Annotated in this window: 22 protein-coding genes; 10 read left to right on the plus strand and 12 right to left on the minus strand. The window is 72.3% G+C overall.

Annotated features, from left to right (window positions below; all coding sequences use genetic code 11):
* The first annotated feature begins 24 nt into the window (after positions 1-24).
* Positions 25-1,416, plus strand: coding sequence for an EF-hand domain-containing protein (locus CLV43_RS39095; protein WP_170156208.1), 1,392 nt, complete (start codon positions 25-27; stop codon positions 1,414-1,416).
* Positions 1,417-1,458: 42 nt separating this feature from the next.
* Here the strand turns inward: CLV43_RS39095 and hrpA are convergent, their stop codons facing one another.
* Positions 1,459-5,385, minus strand: a complete 3,927-nt coding sequence (gene hrpA / locus CLV43_RS39100) for an ATP-dependent RNA helicase HrpA (RefSeq protein WP_106194269.1) — start codon at positions 5,383-5,385, stop codon at positions 1,459-1,461.
* Between the two features lie 156 nt (positions 5,386-5,541).
* Here hrpA and CLV43_RS39105 point away from each other — a divergent pair, with 156 nt between their 5' ends.
* Together CLV43_RS39105 and CLV43_RS39110 are read left to right on the plus strand one after the other, a co-directional pair.
* Positions 5,542-6,114, plus strand: a complete 573-nt coding sequence (locus CLV43_RS39105; RefSeq protein ID WP_170156209.1) for a DUF4240 domain-containing protein — start codon at positions 5,542-5,544, stop codon at positions 6,112-6,114.
* A 146-nt stretch (positions 6,115-6,260) separates the two neighbouring features.
* Complete coding sequence (locus CLV43_RS39110) at positions 6,261-7,241, plus strand: hypothetical protein (protein WP_106194274.1); 981 nt, start codon at positions 6,261-6,263, stop codon at positions 7,239-7,241.
* Positions 7,242-7,265: 24 nt separating this feature from the next.
* Here CLV43_RS39110 and CLV43_RS39115 read toward each other — a convergent pair whose 3' ends face one another.
* The gene (locus CLV43_RS39115) at positions 7,266-7,571 is read right to left on the minus strand and encodes an ArsR/SmtB family transcription factor (protein WP_106194277.1); all 306 of its coding nucleotides are present in this window, start codon (positions 7,569-7,571) and stop codon (positions 7,266-7,268) included.
* 543 nt (positions 7,572-8,114) lie between these two features.
* On the opposite strand from CLV43_RS39115, the gene CLV43_RS39120 reads away from it, so the two are divergent.
* Entirely contained in the window at positions 8,115-9,695 is a 1,581-nt protein-coding gene (locus CLV43_RS39120) for a M4 family metallopeptidase (protein WP_106194280.1), read from the plus strand.
* Positions 9,696-10,168: 473 nt separating this feature from the next.
* Here CLV43_RS39120 and CLV43_RS39125 read toward each other — a convergent pair whose 3' ends face one another.
* Positions 10,169-11,068: a pentapeptide repeat-containing protein gene (locus tag CLV43_RS39125; RefSeq protein ID WP_106194282.1), complete on the minus strand. Its 900-nt coding sequence runs from the start codon at positions 11,066-11,068 to the stop codon at positions 10,169-10,171.
* A gap of 125 nt (positions 11,069-11,193) precedes the next feature.
* On the opposite strand from CLV43_RS39125, the gene CLV43_RS39130 reads away from it, so the two are divergent.
* The 4 genes from CLV43_RS39130 (at position 11,194) to CLV43_RS39145 (ending at position 15,050) form a co-directional block, all read left to right on the plus strand.
* Positions 11,194-11,559, plus strand: coding sequence for a DUF1707 SHOCT-like domain-containing protein (locus CLV43_RS39130; RefSeq protein ID WP_106194285.1), 366 nt, complete (start codon positions 11,194-11,196; stop codon positions 11,557-11,559).
* A gap of 10 nt (positions 11,560-11,569) precedes the next feature.
* Positions 11,570-12,973, plus strand: a complete 1,404-nt coding sequence (locus tag CLV43_RS39135) for an amidase (protein WP_106194288.1) — start codon at positions 11,570-11,572, stop codon at positions 12,971-12,973.
* 455 nt (positions 12,974-13,428) lie between these two features.
* A complete protein-coding gene (locus CLV43_RS39140; RefSeq protein WP_106194291.1) occupies positions 13,429-14,328 on the plus strand; it encodes an aminoglycoside phosphotransferase family protein in 900 nt (299 codons plus the stop codon).
* Positions 14,329-14,393: 65 nt separating this feature from the next.
* Entirely contained in the window at positions 14,394-15,050 is a 657-nt protein-coding gene (locus CLV43_RS39145) for a DUF4232 domain-containing protein (protein ID WP_106194294.1), read from the plus strand.
* A gap of 106 nt (positions 15,051-15,156) precedes the next feature.
* Here CLV43_RS39145 and CLV43_RS39150 read toward each other — a convergent pair whose 3' ends face one another.
* The 9 genes from CLV43_RS39150 to CLV43_RS39190 all read right to left on the minus strand — a co-directional run bounded on the left by CLV43_RS39150 (position 15,157) and on the right by CLV43_RS39190 (position 21,862).
* Complete coding sequence (locus tag CLV43_RS39150; protein WP_106194297.1) at positions 15,157-15,885, minus strand: hypothetical protein; 729 nt, start codon at positions 15,883-15,885, stop codon at positions 15,157-15,159.
* An 84-nt stretch (positions 15,886-15,969) separates the two neighbouring features.
* Positions 15,970-17,178: an SPFH domain-containing protein gene (locus CLV43_RS39155; RefSeq protein ID WP_211304768.1), complete on the minus strand. Its 1,209-nt coding sequence runs from the start codon at positions 17,176-17,178 to the stop codon at positions 15,970-15,972.
* A gap of 15 nt (positions 17,179-17,193) precedes the next feature.
* Positions 17,194-17,619, minus strand: coding sequence for an NfeD family protein (locus tag CLV43_RS39160; RefSeq protein ID WP_106194557.1), 426 nt, complete (start codon positions 17,617-17,619; stop codon positions 17,194-17,196).
* A gap of 76 nt (positions 17,620-17,695) precedes the next feature.
* Positions 17,696-18,508 carry a DUF3097 domain-containing protein gene (locus tag CLV43_RS39165; protein WP_106194303.1) on the minus strand — a complete coding sequence of 271 codons (813 nt, stop codon included), beginning with the start codon at positions 18,506-18,508 and terminating at the stop codon, positions 17,696-17,698.
* Positions 18,509-18,519: 11 nt separating this feature from the next.
* Positions 18,520-19,239 (minus strand): aminoglycoside phosphotransferase family protein, encoded by a 720-nt coding sequence (locus tag CLV43_RS39170; protein WP_170156210.1) that lies wholly within the window; start codon positions 19,237-19,239, stop codon positions 18,520-18,522.
* Positions 19,240-19,286: 47 nt separating this feature from the next.
* Entirely contained in the window at positions 19,287-19,925 is a 639-nt protein-coding gene (locus tag CLV43_RS39175) for an NADPH-dependent F420 reductase (RefSeq protein ID WP_106194308.1), read from the minus strand.
* A 21-nt stretch (positions 19,926-19,946) separates the two neighbouring features.
* On the minus strand, positions 19,947-20,423 hold the full coding sequence (locus CLV43_RS39180; RefSeq protein WP_106194311.1) for a GNAT family N-acetyltransferase: 477 nt from the start codon (positions 20,421-20,423) through the stop codon (positions 19,947-19,949).
* Positions 20,424-20,492: 69 nt separating this feature from the next.
* Entirely contained in the window at positions 20,493-21,287 is a 795-nt protein-coding gene (locus CLV43_RS39185; RefSeq protein WP_106194314.1) for an SCO1664 family protein, read from the minus strand.
* Between the two features lie 8 nt (positions 21,288-21,295).
* Positions 21,296-21,862 (minus strand): DUF3090 domain-containing protein, encoded by a 567-nt coding sequence (locus CLV43_RS39190; RefSeq protein ID WP_106194317.1) that lies wholly within the window; start codon positions 21,860-21,862, stop codon positions 21,296-21,298.
* A 98-nt stretch (positions 21,863-21,960) separates the two neighbouring features.
* Here CLV43_RS39190 and CLV43_RS39195 point away from each other — a divergent pair, with 98 nt between their 5' ends.
* Together CLV43_RS39195 and CLV43_RS39200 are read left to right on the plus strand one after the other, a co-directional pair.
* Positions 21,961-23,883 carry a prolyl oligopeptidase family serine peptidase gene (locus CLV43_RS39195; protein ID WP_106194320.1) on the plus strand — a complete coding sequence of 641 codons (1,923 nt, stop codon included), beginning with the start codon at positions 21,961-21,963 and terminating at the stop codon, positions 23,881-23,883.
* The gene (locus CLV43_RS39200) at positions 23,880-24,785 is read left to right on the plus strand and encodes a S66 peptidase family protein (RefSeq protein ID WP_211304769.1); all 906 of its coding nucleotides are present in this window, start codon (positions 23,880-23,882) and stop codon (positions 24,783-24,785) included. Before CLV43_RS39195 ends, CLV43_RS39200 begins: the two co-directional genes overlap by 4 nt.
* The last annotated feature ends 13 nt before the right edge of the window (positions 24,786-24,798 follow it).

Raw genomic sequence — 24,798 nt, forward strand, 5'->3', positions numbered from 1 at the left:
TCACCGACCGTGATGATGCCGATCATGAACGAGATCCACTTAGCCTCCGAACCGCCCGCGGCCGCCCTCCCCTGCGGACCCGACTCGGTCACCTGGCGGTACATCGGCCAGTGGCGGCTGCTGACCGTGCTCGCCCGCGCCCTGGTCCTGGAGACGGCCCACCCCGTCGTGGGTGCCGGGGTCACCCAGTTCTCCACCTACCGCGGTCACCCCTGGCGGCGCGCGAAGCAGACGATGCTGAGCCTGCAGCGGATCGTCTACCTCGACACCAGGGGCCGCGAGAAGGAAGCCGCCCGGCTGACCCGGCTGCACAGCCGCATCAACGGGGTCGACGCCTCGGGCTGCCCGTTCGACGCGCTGGACCCCGAGGCCGTGGCGTGGGTGCACCTCACCCTGTTCGAGGCGGTGGTCACCATGTGCCGGGCCGGTGGCGACCCGCTCAGCCCCGACGACGAGGCGCGGCTCTACGACGAGATGCGCGCCTGCGGCACCCTGCTCGGCCTCGGGGACGACGACCTGCCCGCCACCGTCGCGGACTTCTGGGTCTACTTCGAGCGGATGACCACCCAGCGCCTCACCAGGACGCAGGGCCTGACCGACCTGCTCGCCGCGCTCGCGGGCGACATCCCGCCGCCGTCCCGGCTGGCGTTCCTGCCCGCCCCGGTGTGGCGGGCGCTCAGCGGCACCGCGGCCGACGCCTACGTGCGGATGACCGCCGCCCTCCTCCCGCCGCCGCTGCGGGACCGGCTCGGCATGCACGCGGGCACCACGGCGACGACCCTGGCCACCGTCGTGTGCCAGGGCGCCCGGCTGCTCGACCGGATCACCCCGGAGCGGCTGCGGTTCATGCCCGTGGCCGCCGCCGCGATCGAGGCCGAACGCCGGCTCACCGCCACCCGACGACGAGCGGCCGCGACCCCGGCCGCGGGGCGTCCGGAGATCTTCGAGCGGATCCTGGACCAGAGCGGCGACGGGTACGTCAGCTGGTCCGACCTCGCCGCGACGGCACGGGTGATCAGCGCGAGGCTGGAGTGCGACGAGGCCACCGAGTCCGCGCTCTACGACGCCTTCCACGCGTGGTGGCTGGACCTGCGAGCTGGCGCGGACGTGGACGGCGACGGGCGGGTGGACCGCCACGAGTACGAGCGGGCCGCCCACGGCAAGGCGCTGCGCGCGGCGATGGACGCCGTGGCCGCGGCGTTGGACAGCGACGGCGACGGGTACGTCGACCAGGCCGAGTACGCCCGGCTGCTGGGCGACCGGGTCGGCGGCGACGAGGTGCTGGGCGGCTTCCGGCAGCTGGACTCCGACGGCGACGGCAGGCTCACCGTGGCGGAGTTCGCCGTCGGGCTCGGCGGGTTCTTCATGGGCCGCAACGACTCCGCGGCCGGGACGCGCCTGCTCGGCAGGGCCTGACGACCCGTGGTGGTGGTGGGACGCCCGGCGGGCGTCCCACCGCTACACCACGACCGCGTCCAGCGCCTTGAAGATCCGCTTGTCCGACACCGAGTACCGGGTGCCGATGGTCTGGGCGAAGTAGCTCAGCCGCAGCTCCTCGATCATCCACCGCACGTCGTCCAGCGCCTCGTTCGGCTCGTCGGACGGCACCTGCGCGCGCAACTCCCGGTACTCCTGGTGCACCTGGTGGACGCGGTCCATCCACTCCCGGTCGCGCGCCACGTTCTCGGTCAGCTTCTCCAGCCGCCGCTCGATGCCCCGCAGGTACCGGGTGACCTCGGGCAGCCGCGCCGCGCCGACCTGGGTGACGAACCCCTTGTGCACCAAGCCCGCGAGCTGCGCCTTCACGTCGGCCACGGCCGGGGCGAAGATCGGCGCCTTGACCGCGCCGAGCCGCAGCTCGACGTCCTGGGCGGCGACGAGGACCTTGCGGACCTCGCCGACGACGTCGAACACCGCCTGGTTGAGGTTGGCGCGCACGTGCTTGAGCAGCCGGTCGTACCCGGCGCGCGTCCACACCAGCCCGCCGGCCTCGGTCATCAGCCGGTCGACCGCCGCGGAGATGCAGTCCGCGAGCAGCGGCGCGACGCCGCCGTGCGGGTTGCGGGTCAGCGCGAGCTTCGCGGAGTTGTCCAGGGTCCGCTGGAGCACCTTCACCGGTGAGGGCACCGCGAGCAGCAGCAACCGCCGGAGCCCCCGCCACATCGCCAACCGTTGCCGACCGGGGGTGTCGACCACCCGGACGGCCACGGTCTCGCCCGCGTCGACCAGCGTCGGGTAGGCGGTCACCACGACCCCGGACTGCCGCTTCTCGATCGTCTTCGGCAGCGACGCGAAGTCCCACGACGTCAGCCCCGACCGCTCCACGTCCGCCGCCGCGGCGGTCAGCGTGGCCCGGACCTCCTTGACCAGCTGCTTCTTGAGCACCCCGAGGTCCTTGCCCAGGGCCAGCTGCCGGTTGTTCTCGTCCACCACCCGGTAGGTCAGCTTCAGGTGGTCGGGCACCTGGTCGAGCTGCCACGCGTCGCGCGGCACCACGACACCGGTCAACGTCCGCAGCTCGCGCTCCAGCGCGGTCAGCAGCGGGTCGTCGGTGGAGATCCGCGCCAGCACCGCCTTCGCCACGTCCGGCACCGGCACGAAGTTGCGCCGCAACGGCTTGGGCAGCGACCGGATCAGCGCCACCACCAGGTCCAGCCGCAGACCGGGGATCTGCCAGGAGAACGCCTCGTCGCCCAACGTCGTCAGCGCGGGCAGCGGCAGGTCCACCGTAACGCCGTCGGTCCCGGCACCGGGCTCGAAGTGGTAGGACAGCGGCAGCGTCAACCCGTTCTGCTGCCACGAGTCCGGGTAGGCCTGCTCGCTGACCTCGGCGCGCTCGTTGATCAGCATCGCCTTGTCGAAGGTCAGCAGGTCCGGCTGGGTCTGCCGGGTCTTCTTCCACCACGTGTCGAAGTGCCGCACCGAGACCACCTCGGCCCCGACGCGGGACTCGTAGAAGTCGTACAGCGTCTCGTCGTCGACCACGATGTCGCGGCGGCGGGCCCGGTTCTCCAGCTCCTCCACCTCCGCCAGCAGCGCGCGGTTGGCGTGGAAGAACTTGTGGTGCGTGGTCCACTCGCCCTGCACCAGCGCGTGCCGGATGAACAGCTCCCGCGACAGCTCGGGGTCGATGCGCCCGTAGTTGACCTTGCGGGCCGCCACGACCGGCACCCCGTAGAGGGTCACCTTCTCCAGCGCCACCACGGAACCGCGCTTGGCCTCCCAGTGCGGCTCGCTGTAGTTGCGCTTCACCAGGTGCGGCGCCAACCGCTCGGCCCACTCCGGCTCGATGCGCGCCACGATCCGACCCCACAGCCGCGAGGTCTCCACCAGCTCCGCCACCATCACCCACTGCGGCGGCTTCTTGAACAGCGCCGAACCGGGGAACACCGCGAACCGGGCGCCGCGCGCGCCGAGGTACTCCGTCGACGCCCGCTTGCCGGGGTCCTTCTTCGGCACGTCCTTCACGCCGATGTGCGACAACAGCCCCGACAGCAACGAGATGTGCACGTTCTGCGGCTCGGCCGCGTCCTCGCCGACCGTCAGCTTCAACGTCTTGGCGACCTGCCGCAGCTGCGAGTAGATGTCCTGCCACTCGCGCACCCGCAGGTAGTTCAGGAACTCGTTGCGGCACAGCTTGCGGAACTGGTTGGAGGACAGCTCCTTCTGCTTGTCCTTGAGGTAGGACCACAGGTTCACGAACGACAGGAAGTCCGACGTCGGGTCCGCGAACCTGGCGTGCTGCTCGGTGGCCGCCTGCTGCTTGTCCGCCGGGCGTTCCCGCGGGTCCTGGATCGACAGCGCCGCGGCGATGATCATGACCTCGCGCACGCACCCGTTGCGGTCGGCCTCGATCACCATCCGCGCGAGCCGCGGGTCCACCGGGAGCTGGGCGAGCTTGCGCCCCAACGGGGTCAGCCGCCTGCGCACGTCGGTCTCGGCCGGGTCGATCGCGCCGAGCTCCTGCAGCAGCTGCACGCCGTCGGCGATGTTGCGCGAGTCCGGCCCGTCGATGAACGGGAACGCGGCGATGTCCCCCAGCCCGATCGACGTCATCTGCAGGATCACCGACGCCAGGTTCGTCCGCAGGATCTCCGGGTCGGTGAACTCCGGCCGCGCCTCGAAGTCCTCCTCGGTGTACAGCCGCACGCAGATGCCCTCGGACACGCGGCCGCAGCGACCCTTGCGCTGGTTGGCCGACGCCTGCGACACCGGCTCGATCGGCAGCCGCTGCACCTTCAACCGGTGGCTGTACCGGGAGATCCGCGCCGTGCCGGGGTCGATCACGTACTTGATCCCCGGCACCGTCAGCGAGGTCTCGGCCACGTTCGTCGCCAGCACCACCCGACGCCCGGAGTGGGACTGGAAGACGCGGTGCTGCTCGGCGTAGGACAGCCTCGCGTACAGCGGCAGGATCTCCGTCCCGCGCAGCTCCGACTGCCCCAGCGCCTCCGCCGTGTCCCGGATCTCCCGTTCGCCGGACAGGAACACCAGGATGTCCCCCGGCCCCTCGGCCTGGAGCTCCTCGACGGCCTCCACGATCGCCGACGTCTGGTCGCGGTCCGGGTCCACGAACTCGTCGTCGGGGTCCACCACCGGCCGGTACCGCACCTCGACCGGGTAGGTCCGCCCCGACACCTCGATCACCGGCGCGTCGCCGAAGTGCCGGGAGAACCGCTGCGGGTCGATGGTCGCCGACGTGATGACGACCTTCAGGTCGGGCCGCCGCGGCAGCAGCTGCTTGAGGTAGCCCAGCAGGAAGTCCACGTTGAGGCTGCGCTCGTGCGCCTCGTCGATGATCAGCGTGTCGTACCGGCTCAGGTCGCGGTCCGACTGGATCTCGGCCAGCAGGATGCCGTCGGTCATCAGCTTGACCAGCGTGTCCTCACCGGACTGGTCGCTGAACCGCACCTTGTAGCCCACCGCCGACCCGAGCGGGGTCTTCATCTCCTCGGCCACGCGCTCGGCCACCGTCCGCGCCGCCAGCCGCCGCGGCTGCGTGTGCCCGATCTGGCCGCGCACACCGCGGCCCAGCTCCAGGCAGATCTTCGGCAGCTGCGTGGTCTTGCCCGACCCCGTCTCGCCCGCCACGATCACCACCTGGTGGTCGCGGATCAGCGCCAGGATCTCGTCCTTGTGCTGGGAGACCGGCAGCTCCGCCGGGTAGGTGATCTTCGGGACGCCCTCGCGGCGCACCGCCAGCCGCAGCTCGGCCTCGTCGAACTCGCCCGCGATCTCCGCGGCGATCGCGTGCTTCGACCTCTGGTCCTTCACCCTCCGGGCACCATCGAGACGGCGTTGCAGCCTGCGCTGGTCGCGAAGCATCAACTCGGGCAGACGTTTGTGCAGGTCGGCCAACGGCGACCCGGCGAGCGGCGTGTCCATACTGCGACCAGGATAGAACGACCCACCGACTACGACCATCGGGTTACCGGACGGGCGAAACCGCTAGTCACGACCGGGGTCGCCGAGGGCCGGTGATCCACGTCGACCGGTCGACGCCGCCGGGGAATGTCGTACCCCGTGCCTACCGTCACCACCATGGACGAAACGACCTTCTGGACCCTCGTCGAGCAGGACGGCGACGCCGACCCCGACGAGCGGCTCGACCGGCTGACGACCCGGCTCGCGAGCCTCCCGCCACCGGACATCACCGACTTCCAGGTCCTCCTCGACCACATCAGGGGCCGGGCCGACACCTGGGACCACTGGGCCGCCGCCCACCTCGTGCTCGGGGGCTGCTCCGACGACGGCTTCTTCTACTTCCTCGCCTGGCTCGTCGGCCTCGGCCGGGCCCGGTTCGGCGGCATCGCCGAGGACCCCGACGCGCTGGCCGACCACCCCCGCGTCCGCCACCTCGCCACCCTCGACCCCGACGCCTGGGGCACCGACGTGCCCGGCTGGGAGGCGCTGGACTACGTCGCCCGCGAGGCCTACATCCGCGCCACGGGTGAGTACGACGGCCTGGACACCGCGCTCGCCGCCCGCGGCCACGCCCCGATGGTCGCCCCCGACCCGGACGGCACCCCGTGGGACCCCGACGACGCCGACGAGCTCCTCCGCAGGCTCCCCCGCCTCAGCGCCCTGTTCGCCGACCGGATCGCCCACGGATGACGACACCGCGGCTCGGCGGCGCGCGTCCCGGTGGGGTGCCGACGTGTCGCGCGCCACGATCGGCCCCATTCCCCCATCCAGCGGCTGACACCGCCACCGCCGCACCGATGAACTCGATCATCCAAGCCCACCCACCGGGAGACCGCGTGTTCGAACGCCAGACGCTCCCACCGCTCCCGCCCAGCACGACCCTCACCGCGCTGACCGCGCTCGGTGACCACCACGCGTGGATCTCGGGCACCACCGACATCCTCACCAGCCGCCCGTCGCGGCCCGTCGTGCTGCGCTGGAACGGCACCACCTGGAGCAGGGAGCACCTTCCCGAGCTGGACGACGCCGCCAGCCTCATCGCCATCTCCGCGCACACCACCAGCGACGTCTGGGCGGTCGGCAACACCCACCGCGCCCCGCTCGTCCTGCACTACGACGGCACCGGCTGGACCCGCGTCGACACCCCCGCCACCGGCTGGCTCAAGGCCGTCACCGCCACCACCCACGTCCACGTCGTCGGCCGCGGACCGACCACCCTGCGCCGCACCGCCCCGTCGTGGACCGCGGACCCGGCCCTCACCACCACCCGCGAGACCCTCACCACCATCACCGCGGCCGCGCCCGCCGACATCTGGGCGGGCGGCAACGGCTGGTCGGGCAGCGGGCCCACCAGCTACCAGTACCCGATCCTCACCCGGTGGGACGGCACCACCTGGACCAACCACCCCCTCCCGCCGAACACCACCCCGCGCGGGTACGTCACCAGCGTCGCCGCCGGCTCGCCCGCGGACGTCTGGCTCGGCTGCGTCACCCCGCAGGGCATGGGCGTGCACCGCTGGGACGGCGACTCCTGGACCACCCTGCCGCCCCCGCCCGCCACCGGCAGGCTGACCCTGCGCGGCGTCGTCGCGGGCTGGACCTGGGGCACCAGGACCACACCCGGCACGTTCAGCACCAGACCCGTCTACTACCGGTGGACCGACGGCGGGTGGACCGAGGTCGTGCTCCCCGAGCACCTCGCCGCCAAGAGCGCCTACGACACCGGCCTGGCCACCGCTCCGGGCGGCTCCACCGTGTGGGCGTACTTCACCGCCGCCGACGGCATCCACCTGCTGCGGTACCGGACGTCGGCGTGAGGCGGCCCGTCGGCCCGGAGGTGTTCAGCTCCCCAGGACGCCGGTGATCGACTGGAGCACGCCGGGGAAGCGGCGCTCCATCTCGTCCATCCGCAGCTCGTGCGTCCGGTAGCTGCCCTGGGGCGTCACCCGCAGCACCCCGGCCTCGCGCAGGACCTTCAGGTGGTGCGACAGGGTCGACATGCTGACCGGGACGTCGAACTGCCCGCACACCACGCCGCCCGCCCGTGCCAGCTCCGCGACGATCCGCAGCCGCACCGGGTCGGCCAGCGCGCTGAGCACCGTCGTGAGTTCGACCGAGTCCACTTCCGGGTGCTGCAAGGCCCGCATGTCCGCATGCTAGCCGGCATCGACGACCGTCGAAACGGCGTGTCCGACTCCGCCACCCCGGTCGGGCCGCGCGGCGTCCCCTCCGGGCCGAGCGCCCGAACCCGCGCTCCCGGAGAGGACTCCGACACCGGCCGCCTGCCGTGAATTCCGGTCCCCCGATTGACAGGAATGGACATCGGGAGTGACCGGACGAACACCGCGGGTCATTAACTCTAAACATGTCCCAGACCAACGGACTGACCCACAAGGCCTAGCGCGAATAGTCCTTTCGCGCGCTTGCCCATTGTTGTTTCCGCACTGCTTCCAGACCGTCTGAGCAGGCTTTTCATTCGATATCCGAATAGCACTCAGCCAGCCGAGCAGCGCAGTTCCTCAGAATCTGAAGCAATCCCACATCGTGGGAATCGATTTACCCATGCGGGAGCGCCAATACGATCGATTTTCCGGTCGACTCCGACGTCGACCGGGATGTTCCCCGGTTTCCGTCCTATTCGTGGAATTCCCGGATGGGCGGACTCCCCCTGCACCGGAACAGGAGCGTCCATGAAACGCATCACCAAGGGCTGTGCCGCCCTGGTGTCCGCGGCGCTGGTGGCGGTCGGCGGTCCCACCGCCACCGCCGCACCCCAGCCCGTCGCGGACCCGCCCACGACAGCGGACCGCGCGGGCACCCTGCGCCTCGCGGCCTCGCAGGCCGCGGCGGTCGGCTCGGCACTGGGTCTGGGCAGCCGTGAGCAGCTCGTCGTCAAGGACGTCGTCACCGACCCCGACGGCACCCGGCACCTGCGCTACGACCGCACGTTCGACGGCCTGCGCGTCGTCGGCGGCGACCTCGTCGTGCGCCAGGGCAAGGACGGCGTCCTCGGCTCCGCGATCCGCGCGAACGAGGCGAAGCTCGACGTCTCCACCAAGCCCGCCATCTCCGCCCCCGACGCGACCACCTCGGTGCTCGCCGCCGAGACCGGCGCGCGGTGGACCGACGCCGAACCGAAGCTCGTCGTGTTCGCCATCGACCAGTCCCCCGCCCTCGCCTGGGAGGTCGTCCTCACCGGGACGAAACCCGACCAGTCGCCGAGCGAGCTGCACGTCTACACCGACGCCACGACCGGCAAGGTGCTGATGAGCGAGGACCGCGTCATGCACGTCGAGGGCACCGGCGTGAGCCAGTACAGCGGCACCGTGGCGCTGGAGACGACGCAGTCCGGCGACGTGTTCCAGCTCAAGGACCCGTTGCGCGGCAACCAGACCGTCAACGACGCCAAGAACGGCTCCGGCACCGGGACCTTGTTCACCGACGCCGACAACACCTGGGGCAACGGCGCCATCACCGACCGCGCGACCGCCGGCGTCGACGCCGCCTACGGTGCCGCGAGCACGTGGGACTACTACCGGACCGTCCACAACCGCAACGGGATCCGCGACGACGGCGTCGGCGCTCCGAGCCGGGTCCACTACGGCAACGCCTACAACAACGCCGGCTGGAGCGACAGCTGCTTCTGCATGATCTACGGCGACGGCGTCGGCAACGCGAAGCCGTTGACCGAGCTGGACGTCGCGGGCCACGAGATGTCGCACGGCGTCACGTCCGCCACCGGCAACATGGTCTACTCCCGCGAGCCCGGCGGCCTGAACGAGGCCACCAGCGACATCTTCGGCTCCTCCGTCGAGTTCGCCGCCGAGAACGCCGCCGACGTCGGCGACTACCTCCTCGGCGAGAAGATCGACATCCGCGGCACCGGGGCTCCCCTGCGCTACATGGACAGGCCCTCCAGGGACGGCCGTTCCCTGGACTACTGGTCCTCCAGCGCGGGCAGCGTGGACGTGCACTACTCGTCCGGCATCGCCAACCACTTCTTCTACCTGCTGTCGGAGGGCAGCGGCGCCAAGACCATCAACGGCGTCGACTACGACAGCCCCACCTTCGACGGCACCCCCGTCACCGGCATCACCCGCGCCAAGGCCGAACAGATCTGGTACCGCGCGCTCACCACCAAGTTCACCAGCAGCACCAACTACGCCACCGCCCGCACCGGCACCCTCACCGCCGCCGCCGAGCTCTACGGCACCGACAGCGAGGAGTACACCGCCGTCAACACCGCCTGGGCCGCCGTCAACGTCAAATAGACCCACCCACCCCACCACCCACCGGGGCCCGGACCGCACTCCCCTGCACGGTCCGGGCCCCGGCAACTCACCGCCACAACACCAACACCAACACCAACGGCCACCGCCATCTAATTGGCCACGATGAAATCAAGCCAAATGGCTAACCCAGCCGAAAGCGAGCGGTGCTCGTCCGCTAGTGCGGTCGGCTTGACTTGGGGTTTTTGGGCTTAGACTTGCGGCGGCGGGCAGGCTCTACCACCTGCCCTTTTTCGCCCGACGAAGCCCAAAAAAGGGGCCCCAAGTCAAGCCGACCGCACCTGGGTCCGCTGCAGCGATACCCCGTAGTCCGCTGCAGCGACACCCCCCAAGAAACCACCGCACCGACACCCCCGGAGACCGCGGACAGCGACACCCCCAAGAAACCACCGCCCCCGGACACCCTGGAAAGCGTCACCGGGCGAGCCCCACCGCCATCCCACACCCCAAAACCCCTACCCCCGACTATCCTCCGCCAACGGCGGCACCCTCCTCCCGAACCGCGTCCCCTCAAAACTCGCCCCGTCCGCGAACAACGCGTCGTTCACATCGGTCCGCCCCCGGAACCACGACCCGTCGAAAACCGCGTCCTTCCCGAACACCGTCCCCGTGAAGTACGCCCTCCCCCCGAACCTCACCCTCCGGAAGTGCGCCGCTTCCGCGAACTCCGCCCGCGGGAACGTCGCCCGTCCGGAGAACCGGGAGTGGCTGAACGTCACCTCGTCGGTGACCCGCATCGCGTCGAACGTCGCGTTCCCCGTGAACTTCGTGCCGCGGAACGACGCGGACCGGGCGAACAGGGCGTCGTCGAAGCTCACCCGGCGGCCGAACCGCGCTTCGTCGAACTCGGCGTCGCCGGTCACGGTGACCGCGTCGAACCGGGTCGTCCCGAGGAACTCCGCGCGCGAGAACTTCGCCGCGCGGATGCGGCACCCGGTGACGTCGAAGTCGACCAGCGTGGCGGACTCGAACTGCAGGCTCATCCCGGCCCAGAACTGGGTGCCGGGGCGCAGGTGGCGCACGAGGGCGTCCTGGAGGGTGCGGCGCCACTCCTCGTCCACGCCGAGGTCGACGCCGCCGCGCAGGCCCGCGCAGATGGAGGTGACGATGTCCTGGCGCAGCCGGGACTTCTCCTGGCCTATGCGTTCGAGGGTGCGCAGGCCTTCGACGTCGCCGTCGCGCAGCCTGCGGTGGGCTTCGCGCCATTCCGAGAGGTGCCGGTCGGCTTCGCCGTTGGTGCGTCTGCGGGCGTGGTCGTCGAGCAGGGTGTCTGCTTGGCCCTGGCGGTAGTGGCGGACTGCGATCACGAGGGCCACGACACCGAAGAACAGCGCCGTGAGCCAGGTCGAGGACATGCTCGCATCATCCACGATCGCGCGGTGTACGTCGCCAGGCGTACGCGCGATGTCAGCTTCCTGCCGGACGCGGTGACGCGGCGGCGCGGCGAGGATGGGCGGCACCGAAGTCCTAGGAGGTCACCATGAGCGTCGAGCCGAACCCGGTGCGCGCGTCCGACGCCGACCGGGAGGCGGTCGCGGGGGTGCTCAACGCCGCGGTCGGGGCGGGCACGCTCACCCTCGCCGAGGTCGAGGAGCGCCTGACCGCCGTCTACGCCGCGAAGTACCGCCACGACCTGCTGCCGTTGACCGCGGACCTGCCCGTCCCCGTGCCGAGGGAACGCCGTCGGCCGCCGGTGCGGGCGTTCGTGCCGGTCGCGGCGCTGCTGCTGGTGCTGCTGTGGGTCGTCTCGCCGGTGCCGTTCTTCTGGCCGGTGTTCCCGCTGGCGTTCATCGCGGTGCGGGTGTCCGCAGCGAGCCGACACCGGAGATGGCGCACGGGCACCTAGTGTTCGGGGCATGGACCTGACCGAGGTGTGCTTCGCCGGCGCGGCACGCCAAGCCGAACTGCTGCGCTCGGGTGAGCTGACCTCGCGCGAGCTCGTCACCGAGTGCCTGCGTCGTGTGCACGCCCACGACCGGGAGCTCAACGCGTTCCGGGTCGTGTTCGACGACCGGGCGCTGGCCGAGGCCGACGCGGCGGACGCCAGGCGGGCCCGCGGCGAGGACGCGCCGTTGCTGGGGGTGCCGATCGCGGTCAAGGAGGACCTGGCGATCGCGGGGCTGCCGACCACCAGGGGGACCGACGCCGTGGTGCGGGTCGCCGAGGCGGACTCCGAGGTCGTCCGGCTGCTGCGCGCGGCCGGTGCGGTGGTCCTGGGGCGCACGCGGATGCCGGAGCTGGGGCTGTGGCCCTACACGGAGAGCTCGTGGGCGGGGGTGACGCGGAACCCGTGGTCCCGCGAGCACTCGCCCGGCGGGTCCAGCGGCGGGTCCGCGGCCGCGGTGGCGGCCGGGTTCGTCGGTGGGGCGATCGGGACCGACGGGGCCGGGTCGATCCGGATCCCGGCCGCCAGCACCGGGCTGTTCGGGTTGAAGCCGCAGCGGGGTCGGGTGTCGTTGCTGCCCGACGAGCAGGTGTGGACCGGGCTGGTGGCGGCGGGACCGATCACGCGGCACGTGGCCGACTGGGCGTTGATCGCGGACCAGATCAAGGACGCGAACGGGGCCGCGCGGCCGCCGCGGAGCAGTTTCACGGCGGCGACGACCGCGGACGCGGGCCGGTTGCGGATCGCGGTGTCGTTGCGGCCGTGGGGGCCGGGGATCCCGTTGTCCCAGGAGGTGCGGGACGTCGTGCTCGACACGGCGAGCCTGCTCGGGGACCTGGGGCACGACGTGGTGCGGCTGGACCCGGAGATGAACGACATCGCGGGGTCGACGGGCTTCGCCGCGCGGTACCTGCACTGCGCCGACATCGGGCGCTCGGCGGTGGACCGGCCCACGCGGCTGGACCGCCGCACCCAGCAGATCGCGGCGCTGGGCAGGCGGCTGCCCGCGGGCCTGGTGCGCAAGGTGGTCGAGCAGGGCGACCGGGTCGGGGCGCACGCCAACCGGATCTTCTCCGGGTTCGACCTGCTGCTCACGCCGGTGCTGACCCGGCCGCCGCTGCGGGTCGGCGAGTGGTCGCGGTGGTCGACGGTGCGGGCGCTGCTGGCGGCGGCGCGGATGACGACCTTCCTGCCGTTGTGGAACATCGCGGGCAACCCGGCCGCGTCGGTGCCCGCCGGGTACACCCGCGACGGGCTGCCGCTGGCGGTGCAGCTCGTGGGACGCCCGCACGACGAGTGCACGATCCTGTCCGTCGCGGGACAGCTGGAGCGGGCACGACCGTGGGCCGACCGGCGGCCGCCCGCGTTCGCCTGACCCGAGGACGTCGGGGCCGGGTCCGCAGGAAGTGCTTCACGCAGACGCCGCTCAGCCAACGCGCCTGCATAAGGCTCATGTCCAGTGCGACGGCGGCGTCGACCTCACGCCGGCGCACGAGGTCGGAGCGCCACGGGAAGTGCCGGCACCGTCCTGACACCGGCCGGGTCCGCGCTCCCTCGTGCGCCCACGCCCGAGGCCGCGAGCACCGCCTCGACCTCGCGTGGTGCAGGCGAGGTCCGTCCCGCCTCCGAAGTCCTCGATGCGCGGTGGGTGGCCGAGCGGCACGGTCCGGAGCGCTTCCACACCGAGCAGCCGACCCACTCGATCCCCACCCGCGGCATCGAGGCCGAGCCGCTGCCCGTCGCCGCTCGACAAGCGCGGCCGCATAACCGGTTGCCCACCGCCCCCGCACTGCCCGAGGCTGGCCCCCGCCGACGACGAGGGAGCCGCGGATGCGGATGCACGACGACGAGGTGGACATCGACCTCGCGCTGGTCCGCGCGCTGCTCGCCGAGCGGTTCCCGCGGTGGGCCGACCTGCCGGTGCGGGCGGTGCCCTCCACCGGCACCGACAACGCGATGTTCCGCGTCGGCGACGACCTCGCGGTGCGGCTCCCCCGCGTCGAGTGGGCGGTGAAGGGGGTGGAGCTGGAGCGGCGGTGGCTGCCGCGGCTCGCCCCGCACCTGCCCGTGGCGATCCCCGAACCCGTCGGGCTCGGCGCCCCGGCGTGCGGCTACCCGTGGCCGTGGTCGGTCTACCGGTGGCTGCCCGGCACCAATCCCGCGGTCGGCGCGCTCGCCGACCCGCACGCCCTGGCCCGCGCGGTCGCCGGGTTCGTCGCGGCGCTGCGGGCCGTCGACACGGCAGGAGCGCCCGCCGCCGGGCGGGGTGTGCCGCTGGCGCGGCGCGACACCGGTACCCGCGAGGCGATCGCCGAGCTGGAGGGCGTGATCGACACCGACGCGGTCACCGACGCGTGGGAGAAGGCCCTGCGCGCGCCGCAGTGGACCGGGGACCCGGTGTGGCTGCACGGCGACCTGTCACCGGGCAACCTGCTGCTCTCCGGCGACGACGAGCTGACGGCGGTCATCGACTTCGGCGCGCTCGGCGTCGGCGAACCGGCGTGCGACCTGATCAGCGCCTGGAACCTGCTCCCCGCGGACGCCCGCGACACCTTCCGCGGCGCGCTCGACGTGGACGACGCCACCTGGGCCCGCGGGCGGGGCTGGGCGCTGTCGATCGCGCTGCTCCAGCTCCCCTACTACCGGGACAGCAACCCCGGTCTGGCCGCCAACGCCCGCCACGTGATCGACCAGGTGGTCGCCGACCACATCACTTTCGGGTGTCGTTGACGACGGAACGTGTGACCACCACGTGCGTCCTGGGTAGTCAGGGGACGAACACAGGGAGGACACCGATGCGCACACGCGTTCTGATCACCACCGCCGTCGCCGCCAGTGCCGGAATGGCACTGCTCGCGGGATGCACCGGCGGAGGGCAGGAGACCTCCGGGGCCGCGGCGACGGGCAGCTCGCCGTCCGTCCGCACGATCAGCCCGGCCCCCGGCAGCTCGTCCACCGCACCACCCCCGCCGCCGCCGTCGACCTCGCCCGGCGCCCCGGCGACCAACGCCTCCTCGGGGACGTGCACCTCGGCCGAGCTGGGCGTCACCGCGGGCCCGAGCCAGGGGCAGAGCGGGATGCAGAAGTCCGACGCCACGTTCACCCTCACCAACAAGGGCACCCGTTCCTGCACCCTGGAGGGTTTCCCGGGGGTGTCGTTCGTGACCGGTGACAACGGCACCCAGGTCGGGGCGCCCGCGCGGCGCAACGACGCGGTGGCCCCGCAGCTGGTGACGCTCGCGCCCGGAGCGGGCGCGGCGACCGTGCTGCTGATCACGGCACCGGAGGCCTACGACCCGGCCGAGTGCAAGGCGGTCGACGTGCGGGGCCTGCGGATCTACCCGCCGGGCGAGACTGCGGCGCTGTTCCTGGACATGCAGACCCACACGTGCAGCGGCGAGCCGCAGGGGTCCACGCTGCTGTCGGTGAACCCGGTCGGCGTCCTGCAGTAGCCACCGCGGACGGTGGGCGGGTCGAGGTTGTCGAGGGACCTCGCGTCGTCACCGCGGCGGTGCTCGTGCCCGTCTCCTCGCGTCGAGGGGGCGGGCACGTCGCCGTTCAGCGACCGTCCTGCCGGGGCGGGTCCTGTTTTCGCAGCCGGGCCGCCTCCTCGGGCATGCCGAGGCGGGTGTACTCGGTGACGGCGAGGTCGACCAGCCGCCCGGCGGCACCGCGACCACCGGTCGCGGCCAGCCCGCGGTGCACCCACTCCAGCGCCTCCTGCGACCGGCCCGCCTCCTGGAGCACGGTCGCGACCTGGAGGTAGTGCCACCCCGAGGACAGGTCCTTGCCCAGCACGAGCACCTGGAGGTCGACCTCCTCGGTGAACTCCGCGAGCTCCTCCATGATCCGCAGCAGCGCCCAGCGCGCCCGGTCGTAGCGGCCGGTCTGCCCGAACCCGATCACCGGGAGCGCGGAGAACCGGGTGACCGCCCACTCCCGGTACAGCCCCACCCCGTCCTCGCCGAGGAGGTCGGCGTAGCGGGCCAACCGCACCTCGGGCGCGGCGGGGAAGTCCAGCTGGAGGCGCAGCAGCCACGTCGCCAGCGCCGCGGGGTCGGGCGGCACCGCCGCGCAGGCGAAGGCGTGGGTGTCGAGCACCCGGTCGGCCAGGTCGGTGTGGGTCGCCGACGACAGCGCCTCCACGAGCCGCTCGCACGCCGCGACGTGCTCGGCGGTGGGAGCGGCCCGGACCTCCTTGTCGAAGGCGGCCACCGCCGCCACCAGGTCGTCCCACCGCGGGGGTGCGGCCAGTGCCGAGGCCAGGGCGGCCGGGAGGATGTCCATGCAGGACATCCTCCCGCAGAATCCCGCCCGTGGGCCGCGTGCTGATGATCACCCGCACGGTGACCACCGGCCCGGTAGGGCGGCCTACTCCTCCGGCTGCTGCAGTGACCTGGGCGTGACCGGCGACTCGCCGCCGATCTCCGCGCGCGCCTCGGCAGCGGACACCGCGGCGGCCGACCGGCTCGTGCTCAGCGGGCCCGGCACCTCCTGGCGCGCCACGGCCTCGGCCGCCCGCACCGCCTCGAGCACGTGCGGGTCGGGGGCGGTGTCGAACCACTCGGCGATCGACGAGTCGTCGTCCTCGGGCTTGGTCTGCGAGGTGTCCTCGGCGGGCGGCTCGTAGCGGAACACGCCGTCGTCGCCCTGCTTGCCGAGCGTCCGCGCGAAGCCCTCCAAGGCCTTGCCGAAGTCCGACGGGATCATCCACACCTTGTTGGCGTCGCCCTGCGCCATCTGCGGCAGCGTCTGCAGGTACTGGTAGGCCAGCACCTCCGGGGTGGGCTTCCCGGCCTTGATCGCGGCGAACACCTTCTCGATCGCCTTGGCCTGGCCCTGCGCCTGGAGGTACCGCGCGGCCCGTTCACCCTGGGCCCGCAGGATCGCGGACTGCCGCTCGGCCTCGGCGTTGAGGATCGCGGCCTGCTTGCCGCCCTCCGCGGACAGGATCGCCGCCTGCTTCTGGCCCTCGGCGGACTTGATCGCCGCCTCCCGCTGGCCCTCAGCGGTGAGGATCATGGCGCGCTTCTCCCGGTCGGCGCGCATCTGCTTCTCCATCGAGTCCTGGATGGAGGGCGGCGGGTCGATCGCCTTGAGCTCGACGCGGGCGACCCGGATGCCCCACCGGCCGGTCGCCTCGTCCAGGACGCCGCGCAGCTGGTTGTTGATGGAGTCGCGGGAGGTCAGCGTCTCCTCCAGGCTCATGCCGCCGACCACGTTGCGCAGGGTCGTCGTGGCCAGCTGCTCGACACCGACGATGTAGTTGGAGATCTCGTACACCGCGGCGCGCGGCTCGGTGACCTGGAAGTACACGACGGTGTCGATGGACACGGTCAGGTTGTCCTGGGTGATCACCGGCTGCGGCGGGAACGACACGACCTGCTCGCGCAGGTCGATGCGGGCGCGGACCCGGTCGATGAACGGGACCAGGATGTTCAGGCCGGGAGCGGCGGTGTTGCGGTAGCGGCCGAGTCGCTCGATGACCGCCGCGGTCGCCTGGGGGATCACCAGGACGGACTTGGCGGCGACGATCAGCACGAACAACACGACTACGGCGATGACGATTAGCGTGGTCAACTCTCCAGCCTCCACTCAGGACTCGGCGAGTACCACAGCGGTCGCGCCCGAGATCTCGAAAACAGTGACTTCAGTGCCCGGTTCGAGCACGCGGTGGTCGAGCGACCGCGCGGACCAGATCTCACCGTGGAGCTTCACCCGGCCCTCGTGGCCGTCCACCCGCGACACCACGACCGCCTTGACGCCGATCAGCGCCTCCACGTTGCTCTTGAGCCCGTGCCCGATCTCCAGCCGCCTCTTGAGCACCGGCCGGGCGCCGAGGACCAAGAGGATCGAGGCGACAGTGAACACCACGACGCTGATGACCGTGCCGGCACCCAGTGCCGCGACCCCCGCACCGCCGAGCGCCGCCAGACCCAGCATGAGCAGCACGAAGTCACCCGAGACGATTTCCGCGCCGACCAGCAGGGCACCGATGATCAGCCAGATGAGGGCGGCCATGCGCACATGCTTACACCAAAGAGCGAACGGGGACCGATCGGTCGGTGCGGATTCACCGTGCCGCAGCAGCCGCCGGTCACCCCTCCGGCTCGGTGACGAAGTCGATCAGCCGCTCCACGGCGCCGATCAGCGGCGTCTCCAGGTCGCGGAACCCGTGGACCCCGGCCAGCACGCGCGCCCAGCCCTCGTAGGACTCGCCCCACCCGAGCGCCTCGCACACGCCCTCCTTCCACGGCACGCCGCGCGGCACCACCGGCCACGCCCCGATGCCGACGGAGGAGGGCTTGACCGCCTGCCACACGTCCACGTACGGGTGACCGGTGACCAGCACGTTCTCGTCCCGCACCGCCGCGACCAGGCGGGTCTCCTTGCTGCCGGGCACGAGGTGGTCGACCAGCACCCCCAGCCGCCGGTGCGGGGCCGTGCCGAACTCCGCGACCCGCTCGGACAGCACGTCCACGCCGTCCAGCGGTTCCACCACGACGCCCTCGACGCGCAGGTCGTGCCCCCACACCCGTTCGACCAGCTCGGCGTCGTGGACGCCCTCGACCCAGATGCGGCTGTCGCGGGCGGTGCGCGCCCGCAGCCCCTGCACCTTCACCGACCCGGACGCCGACCGCACCGGCGCGGCGGGCTGCCGGGAGGGCAGCGGCTTGACCAGGGTGACCGGCTTGCCGTCGACCAGGAACGCCGCCGGGCGCAGCGCGAACAGCTTCTGCCGCCCGTGCCGGTCCTCCAGGACCACCTGCCCGTACTCGAACCGCACCACCGCCCCGCAGAACCCCGTCACGGGGTCCTCCACGACCACGCCGACGTCGGCGGCCAGCTCGGGGACGGTCTTGCGCCTGCGGTTGGCCAGCACGTCGCGGCCGTAGTCCTCGGATCGCACGGGCCGCGACGTTAGCGGCCACCCGGATGGATGAGGCGGTGCCACGCCGGGGAGAACACCGACAGGGCCCGGCACCACGCGAGCAGCCGGTCGCCGTCCACCGCGTCGGACAGCTCCCGCACGCGGGCGTGCAGGTCCTCGCCCTCGAAGGCGAAGTCGACCGCGTCGAACGCCGGGTCGCCCGCGCACGGCCGCGGGTCGATCACGACCAGGCCGCGCGGCCCGGCGTCCAGGACGTTGCCGGGGTGCAGGTCGCCGTGCAGCAGCACCGGCCGCACGTCGTCCTCGGCCAGCTCCAGCGCCGCGGCGTGGGCGCGGTCGTAGTAGCCGGGGACGCGGCGGCGCAGCAGCGCGAACATGAGGTCGATCCGGTCGGCCAGCGGCCGGAACCCGTCCGGCGCGGGCCGGTGCAGCACGTCGAGCAGCTCCACGACCTCGGGCGCCGTCACCGTCCGGGCCGGTCCGCCGGGCAGCAGCCCCTCCAGGAGCAGCGCCCCCTCGGACAGGTCGGCGTCCACCACGTCCACCACCCGGCGGGTGTCGGACCACCGGGTGAGCGCCGCGTGCTCCTGCACGGCGATGTCGGGGTCGGGCGTCACCTTCAGCACCACGGGTGTGGTACCACCGCGGTGGCAGAACAGGGAGTGCGAGGTGCCTCCGGGCAGGGGGCGCACCACGGTCAGGTCCCAGCGTCGGGTCAGCCTGTCCACCCGCTCCGGCAGGGCGTCCACCCAGGTCAGGACGCCGGAGCCGAAGCGGGAGACCAGGCGGTCGGTGCTCAGCGGACCACCTTCACGCCGAACGACACCGTGCCGAGGGTGCCCGACAGGCGCAGCCACAGCGGCAGGTGCATCTCCATGGCCCGCGCCCCGGTCAGGTCGCCCAGGTCCAGGACGTCCTCCCAGCCGAAGTCGTCCAGCAGCCCCACCACGACCGCCTTGGCGTCCGCGTCGTCACCGGCGACGAACATCGTGGTCGCGCCACCGGCCGCGGCGGGGGCGACCATCACCTCCGCCGACACGGTGTTGAGGGACTTCACGACCAACGCGGCGGGGAACGTCCGCTGGATCCGCTCGGCCAGCGAGTCGGTGTCCTTGACGAACAGCGACGGCGGGAACCCGCCGGAGAAGTCCAGCGGGTTGGACACGTCCAGCAGCACCTTGCCCGCCAGGTTCTCCGCCCCGGCCGCGACCAGCACGTCCAGCGCCGACGACCCGCCGCAGGCGTGCACGACCAGCTCCGCACCCGCGGCGGCCTCCGCGAACCCCGCCAGAGCCGGTGTCCCCGCGCCCCACTCGGGCCGCGCCCGCGTGGTGTCCACGTCCCGCGTCCCCGCGGTCACGTCGTGCCCCAGCTCCACCAGCCGCCCGGCCAACGCGCGCCCCACGGCACCCGTCCCCAGGATCGCGATCCTCATGCCGCCCAGGATGGCACCTGATCAGTCCAGCCGGAGGATGTACTCCTCGACCTCTTCGCCACGACCTTCGGCAAACCCCTGGTCCTCGCCGACCACCAGGAACCCGCACTTCTCCAGCACCCGCAGCGACCCGTAGTTGTCCTTGACCGCCCGCGCGTACAGCGGCCGCGTCAACACCTCGTCGAGGAACCTCGACAGCGCGGCGCTGGCCAGCCCCATGCCCCAGTAGCGCGGGTCGATCCAGTACGACACCTCGGGCGCGCCGAACTCCACGAACGCGAGCACGTGCCCCACCACGTACCCGTTGAACAGGACCGTGCGCGCGACGCTGGTGTTGTCGGTCAGGATCCGCGTCCACTTCAGCAGGAACGCCACCCGATCGGTGGGATCCTCGGCCGTGAACGCGGCCATCCAGGTCGACTCGGGGTCACGTTGGTGCTCGAAGAACGCGAGTACGTCCGACTCGGTCACCTCGCGCAGCTCGACGACGTCGTTCACGGCGCAAGTAGACCGCGAGAAGGGCCGCCAAGGCCACCGGAAGATCGCAACGCCTGCGTTAACGACACGTCAGAAAGCAGGCCAGGGGATCGACGGCCACTCCGACGACGGCGCCGGGAAAGTGCCCGCGACCAGCAGTTTCTCCGTGCGCTCGACCAGTGCGCGGACTTCGCCGCGGGTGAGGTGCTCGTGCAGCCGCTCCCCCAGCGCGCCGTCGAGCTCCGAGCGCAGACGTCGCAGACCATCGATCGCCTCCGAGGGGAGTTCTTCACCCAGCCACCCCCACAGGACCGTCCTGAGCTTGTCGTCGGTGTGCAGGCAGATCCCGTGGTCCACCCCGTACACCGCGCCGTCCGCCGCGTGCAGCACGTGCCCGCCCTTGCGGTCGGCGTTGTTCACGGCCACGTCGAACGCGGCCATCACCCTCATCCGCTCGTGGTCGGCGTGCACCAGCACCGCCGGGTCCCCGTAGCGGTCGTGCGCGTGCAACACCGTGCGCCACCCCGGCGGCACCTCGGCCTCCGCCACCACGTCCACCAGGTCACCGCCCTCGAGGGTGTCCACCCACAGCTGCACCATCCCGCTGCCGAACGGACCCGGCCGCAGCACCGTCGGCGGCACCACGCCCAGGCCGGACGCCTCCGAGATCAGGTACGTCGACACCTCGCGGCCCGCCAGGGTCCCGTTCGGGAAGTCCCACAGCGGCCGCTCGCCGCGCACCGGCTTGTACACGCACTGGGCCGCCACGCCGTCCAGCGAGATCGCGCAGAACAGCGTCGCGTTGGACGCGTCCACCAGTCGGCCCTCGACCTCGATCCGCCCGCGCGCCAGCAGGTCCAGCACGCCCTCGTCACCGGGCAGCACGACGGCGCTCAGCTCTCCTCGGTACGCCGGTAGCCGTTCTGCCGCGGACAGACGTGCCCGTCCGGGTCCAACGGCTCCGAGCACAGCGGGCAGGGCTTGCGCCCCGCGTTCACCACCCGGTCGGCCCGCTCGGCGAACGCCCGCGCCTCCGAGGGCGACAGGAACACCCGGACCGCGTCCGGACCCTCCTCGGTGTCGTCGAGCACCACCGCCTCGTCGACCTCTTCCTCGGTGATCGCGAGCAGCTCGATGACGACCGCGCTGGACTCGGCGTCCCAGCCCAGGCCCATCGTGCCGACCTTGAACTCCTCCTCCACCGGCGCCGTGAGCGGTTCGGTGTCCCGAAGATCCGGCGGGGTGTCGTCGGGGACGTCCGCGCCGAACCGGCGGTGCACCTCCTCCAGCAGCGACGAGATGCGCTCGGCGAGGACCGAGACCTGTTGCTTCTCCAGCGCGACGCTCACCATCCGGGCCTCCTCCGAGGCCTGGAGGTAGAACATGCGGTCGCCTGGCTGCCCGACTGTTCCGGCGACGAACCGGTCGGGCTGGCGGAATACGTGAATGACCCGTGACATGACCTCCCAACCCTAAGCCACGACCCGACCCCCGGCAGAGGCTCCCCCACAGATGTCGTCATCCCTGCGAACGGCATTCCGCGTATAGGGTCCCAGCCGTGGGGAAGATCGCATCGTGCGGAACGTGGACATCGCCCATCGGCTCGGCCGACGTAGCCGAGGCCGGGGGTGGGCTGCAGTGGATCGACGTGCACCGGGGCACACCCTGGTGGGCCACCAGCCGTCCCGAGGAGGGCGGCCGGGTCGGTCTCGTCCGCGACGGCGTCGACCTGCTCCCGGCCCCGTGGAACGTCCGCAACCGGGTGCACGAGTACGGCGGCCGCCCGTTCGTGGTCCTGGACACACCCGCCGGTGAGCGCGTCGCCTTCACCAACTGGGCCGACCAGCGCGTCTACCTCGCGGACCCGGCGAACCCCGATCCCGTGCCGCTCACCCCCGAGCCCGAGCGCCACCACGGCCTGCGCTACTCCGACCTGACCGCCGGGCCCGACGACACCGAGGTGTGGTGCGTCCGCGAGACCGTCACCGGCGACGCCCGCACCGACGTGCGCCGCGACCTCGTCGCGATCCCCCTCGACGGCGGCCACGTAAGAGTCCTCGCGGCCAGCCACCACTTCATGACCGGTCCGCAGCTCAGCCCCGACGGGCGCCGGTTCGCCTGGCTCGGCTGGAACCACCCCGCCATGCCGTGGGACGGCACCGAGCTGTGCGTCGCCGAGGTCGGCTCGACCGACCACCAGGTCGTCGCGGGCGGTCCGACCGAGGCCGTCTGCCAGATCCAGTGGGAGACCGACAACGCGCTGCTGGCCGTCACCGACCCCGACGGCTGGTGGAACCTGCACCGCATCGGCGTCGACGGCAGCCGCAAGAACCTCGCCCCCGTCCAGGACGAGCTCGGCGGCCCCATGTGGCGCCTGGGCCACCGCTACTTCGCCGTGATCGCGCCCGGCCGCTACCTCGTCCTGCGCGGTACCCGGCTCGCGGTGCTCGACGAGCGCACCGCCACCGTGACCGACGTCGACACCGACCTGCCCGTCTGGACCTCGCAGCTGCACGTCCACGACGGGATCGTCCACGCCGCGGCGGCGGGCCCGCTCGAGGAGGCGGCCCTCGTCCGGCTCGACCTGTCCAACGGCGAGCTCACCCGCCTGACCGAGCACGGCGGCCCGACCGTCGACGAGGCGTACCTGCCCGTCCCGGTCGAACGCGTCTTCACCGGAGCGGACGGCCAGGACATCCCGGCCTACGTCTACGCGCCCCGCAACCCGGACCACACCGTCCCCGAGGGCGAGCGACCGCCGTACCTCGTGCACGTCCACGGCGGCCCCACCAGCCGCGCCACCCCCGTGCTGGACACCGACTTCGCCTACTTCACCAGCCGCGGCATCGGCGTGGTCTCGGTCAACTACGGCGGTTCCACCGGTTACGGCCGGGCCTTCCGCGAACGGCTCCGCGAGCAGTGGGGCGTGGTGGACGTCAACGACTGCGCCACCGTCGCCCAGGCGCTCGCCGACGAGGGCACCGCCGACCCCGACCGGCTGGCCATCCGCGGCGGCAGCGCCGGGGGCTGGACCGCGGCCGCCTCGATGACCAGCGTGAAGACCTACCGGTGCGCCATGATCGCGTTCCCGATCCTGGACCTCGGCGGCTGGACCGGCGACGGCGGCGAGACCCACGACTTCGAGTCCCGCTACGTCGAGGGCCTGGTCGGCGCGCTCCCCGAGGCGGCCCGGCGCTACACCGACCGGTCGCCCAGCCACCGCGTGGAGCACCTCGCCGGACCCGTCCTGCTCCTGCAGGGGCTGGAGGACGAGATCTGCCCGCCCGACCAGGCCGACCGCTTCGTCGCGGCGCTGGACGGCACCGGCGTCCCGCACGCGTACCTCACCTTCGAGGGCGAGCAGCACGGGTTCCGCAAGGCGGAGACCATCACCGCCGCCATCGAGGCGGAGCTCTCCTTCTACGGCCAGGTCTTCGGCTTCACCCCGCCCGACGTCCCCGTCCTGGAGCTGCGTAGGTGACCCGCGGCCCGCGTCGCCCCGCACCGCTGCGCACGGGCGACCGGGTCACCGTCATCGCCCCCGCCGGCCCCACTCCCGAGGGCCTGCTCACCGCGGGCGTCGCCGTCCTCAGGACGTGGGGGCTCGACGTCCGCGTCGCGCCCCACGTGCTGGACCGGCATCCGACGCTGCCCCACCTGGCGGGCCTCGACACCGACCGCGCGGGCGACCTGCGCGACGCCTGGCACGACCCCGAGGTCAAGGCCGTAATCTGCGCGCGGGGCGGCTACGGCAGCCAGCGGACCCAGGACCACGTCGACTGGGCCGCCGTCGCCGCCGCGCCGCCCAAGATCTTCGCCGGGTCCAGCGACACCACCGCGCTGCACACGGCGTTCACCACCGCGGGCGACACCGCGACCCTGTTCGCGCCCATGATCGCCACGCAGGCATTCGTCCACGACGTCCAGGCCCAGGAGCACCTGCGCCGCTCGCTGTTCACCCCCGCCGCCGAACGCGTCCTCACCCGCCCCGCGGCACGCGCGCTCGTCCCCGGCACGGCACGGGGGACCACCACCGGCGGCAACGCCACTCTCGTCGCGTTCGACCCCGGCACCCCGCCGCCCGGCTCGATCGCGCTCCTGGAGGACGTCGACGAGGACCTCTACGCCCTCGACCGGATCTTCACCAACCTCCTGCGCAGGCGCTGGTTCGACACCGTGGCGGGCATCGCGCTCGGCAGCTGGACCGGCTGCGGCGACGTCAACGACCTCGCCCACGAACGCCTCGGCCCGCTCGGCGTCCCGATCATCGCCGACCTCGGCTTCGGCCACTGCGGGGGCCAGCTCACCATCCCCCTCGGCGTCCCGGTGGAGCTGGATGCCAACCGGGCGACCCTCACCGTGCTCGGCGACGGCTGGGCGTGACCACCCGCTCGGG

Source organism: Umezawaea tangerina (assembly GCF_003002815.1).
Lineage (GTDB): Bacteria > Actinomycetota > Actinomycetes > Mycobacteriales > Pseudonocardiaceae > Umezawaea > Umezawaea tangerina.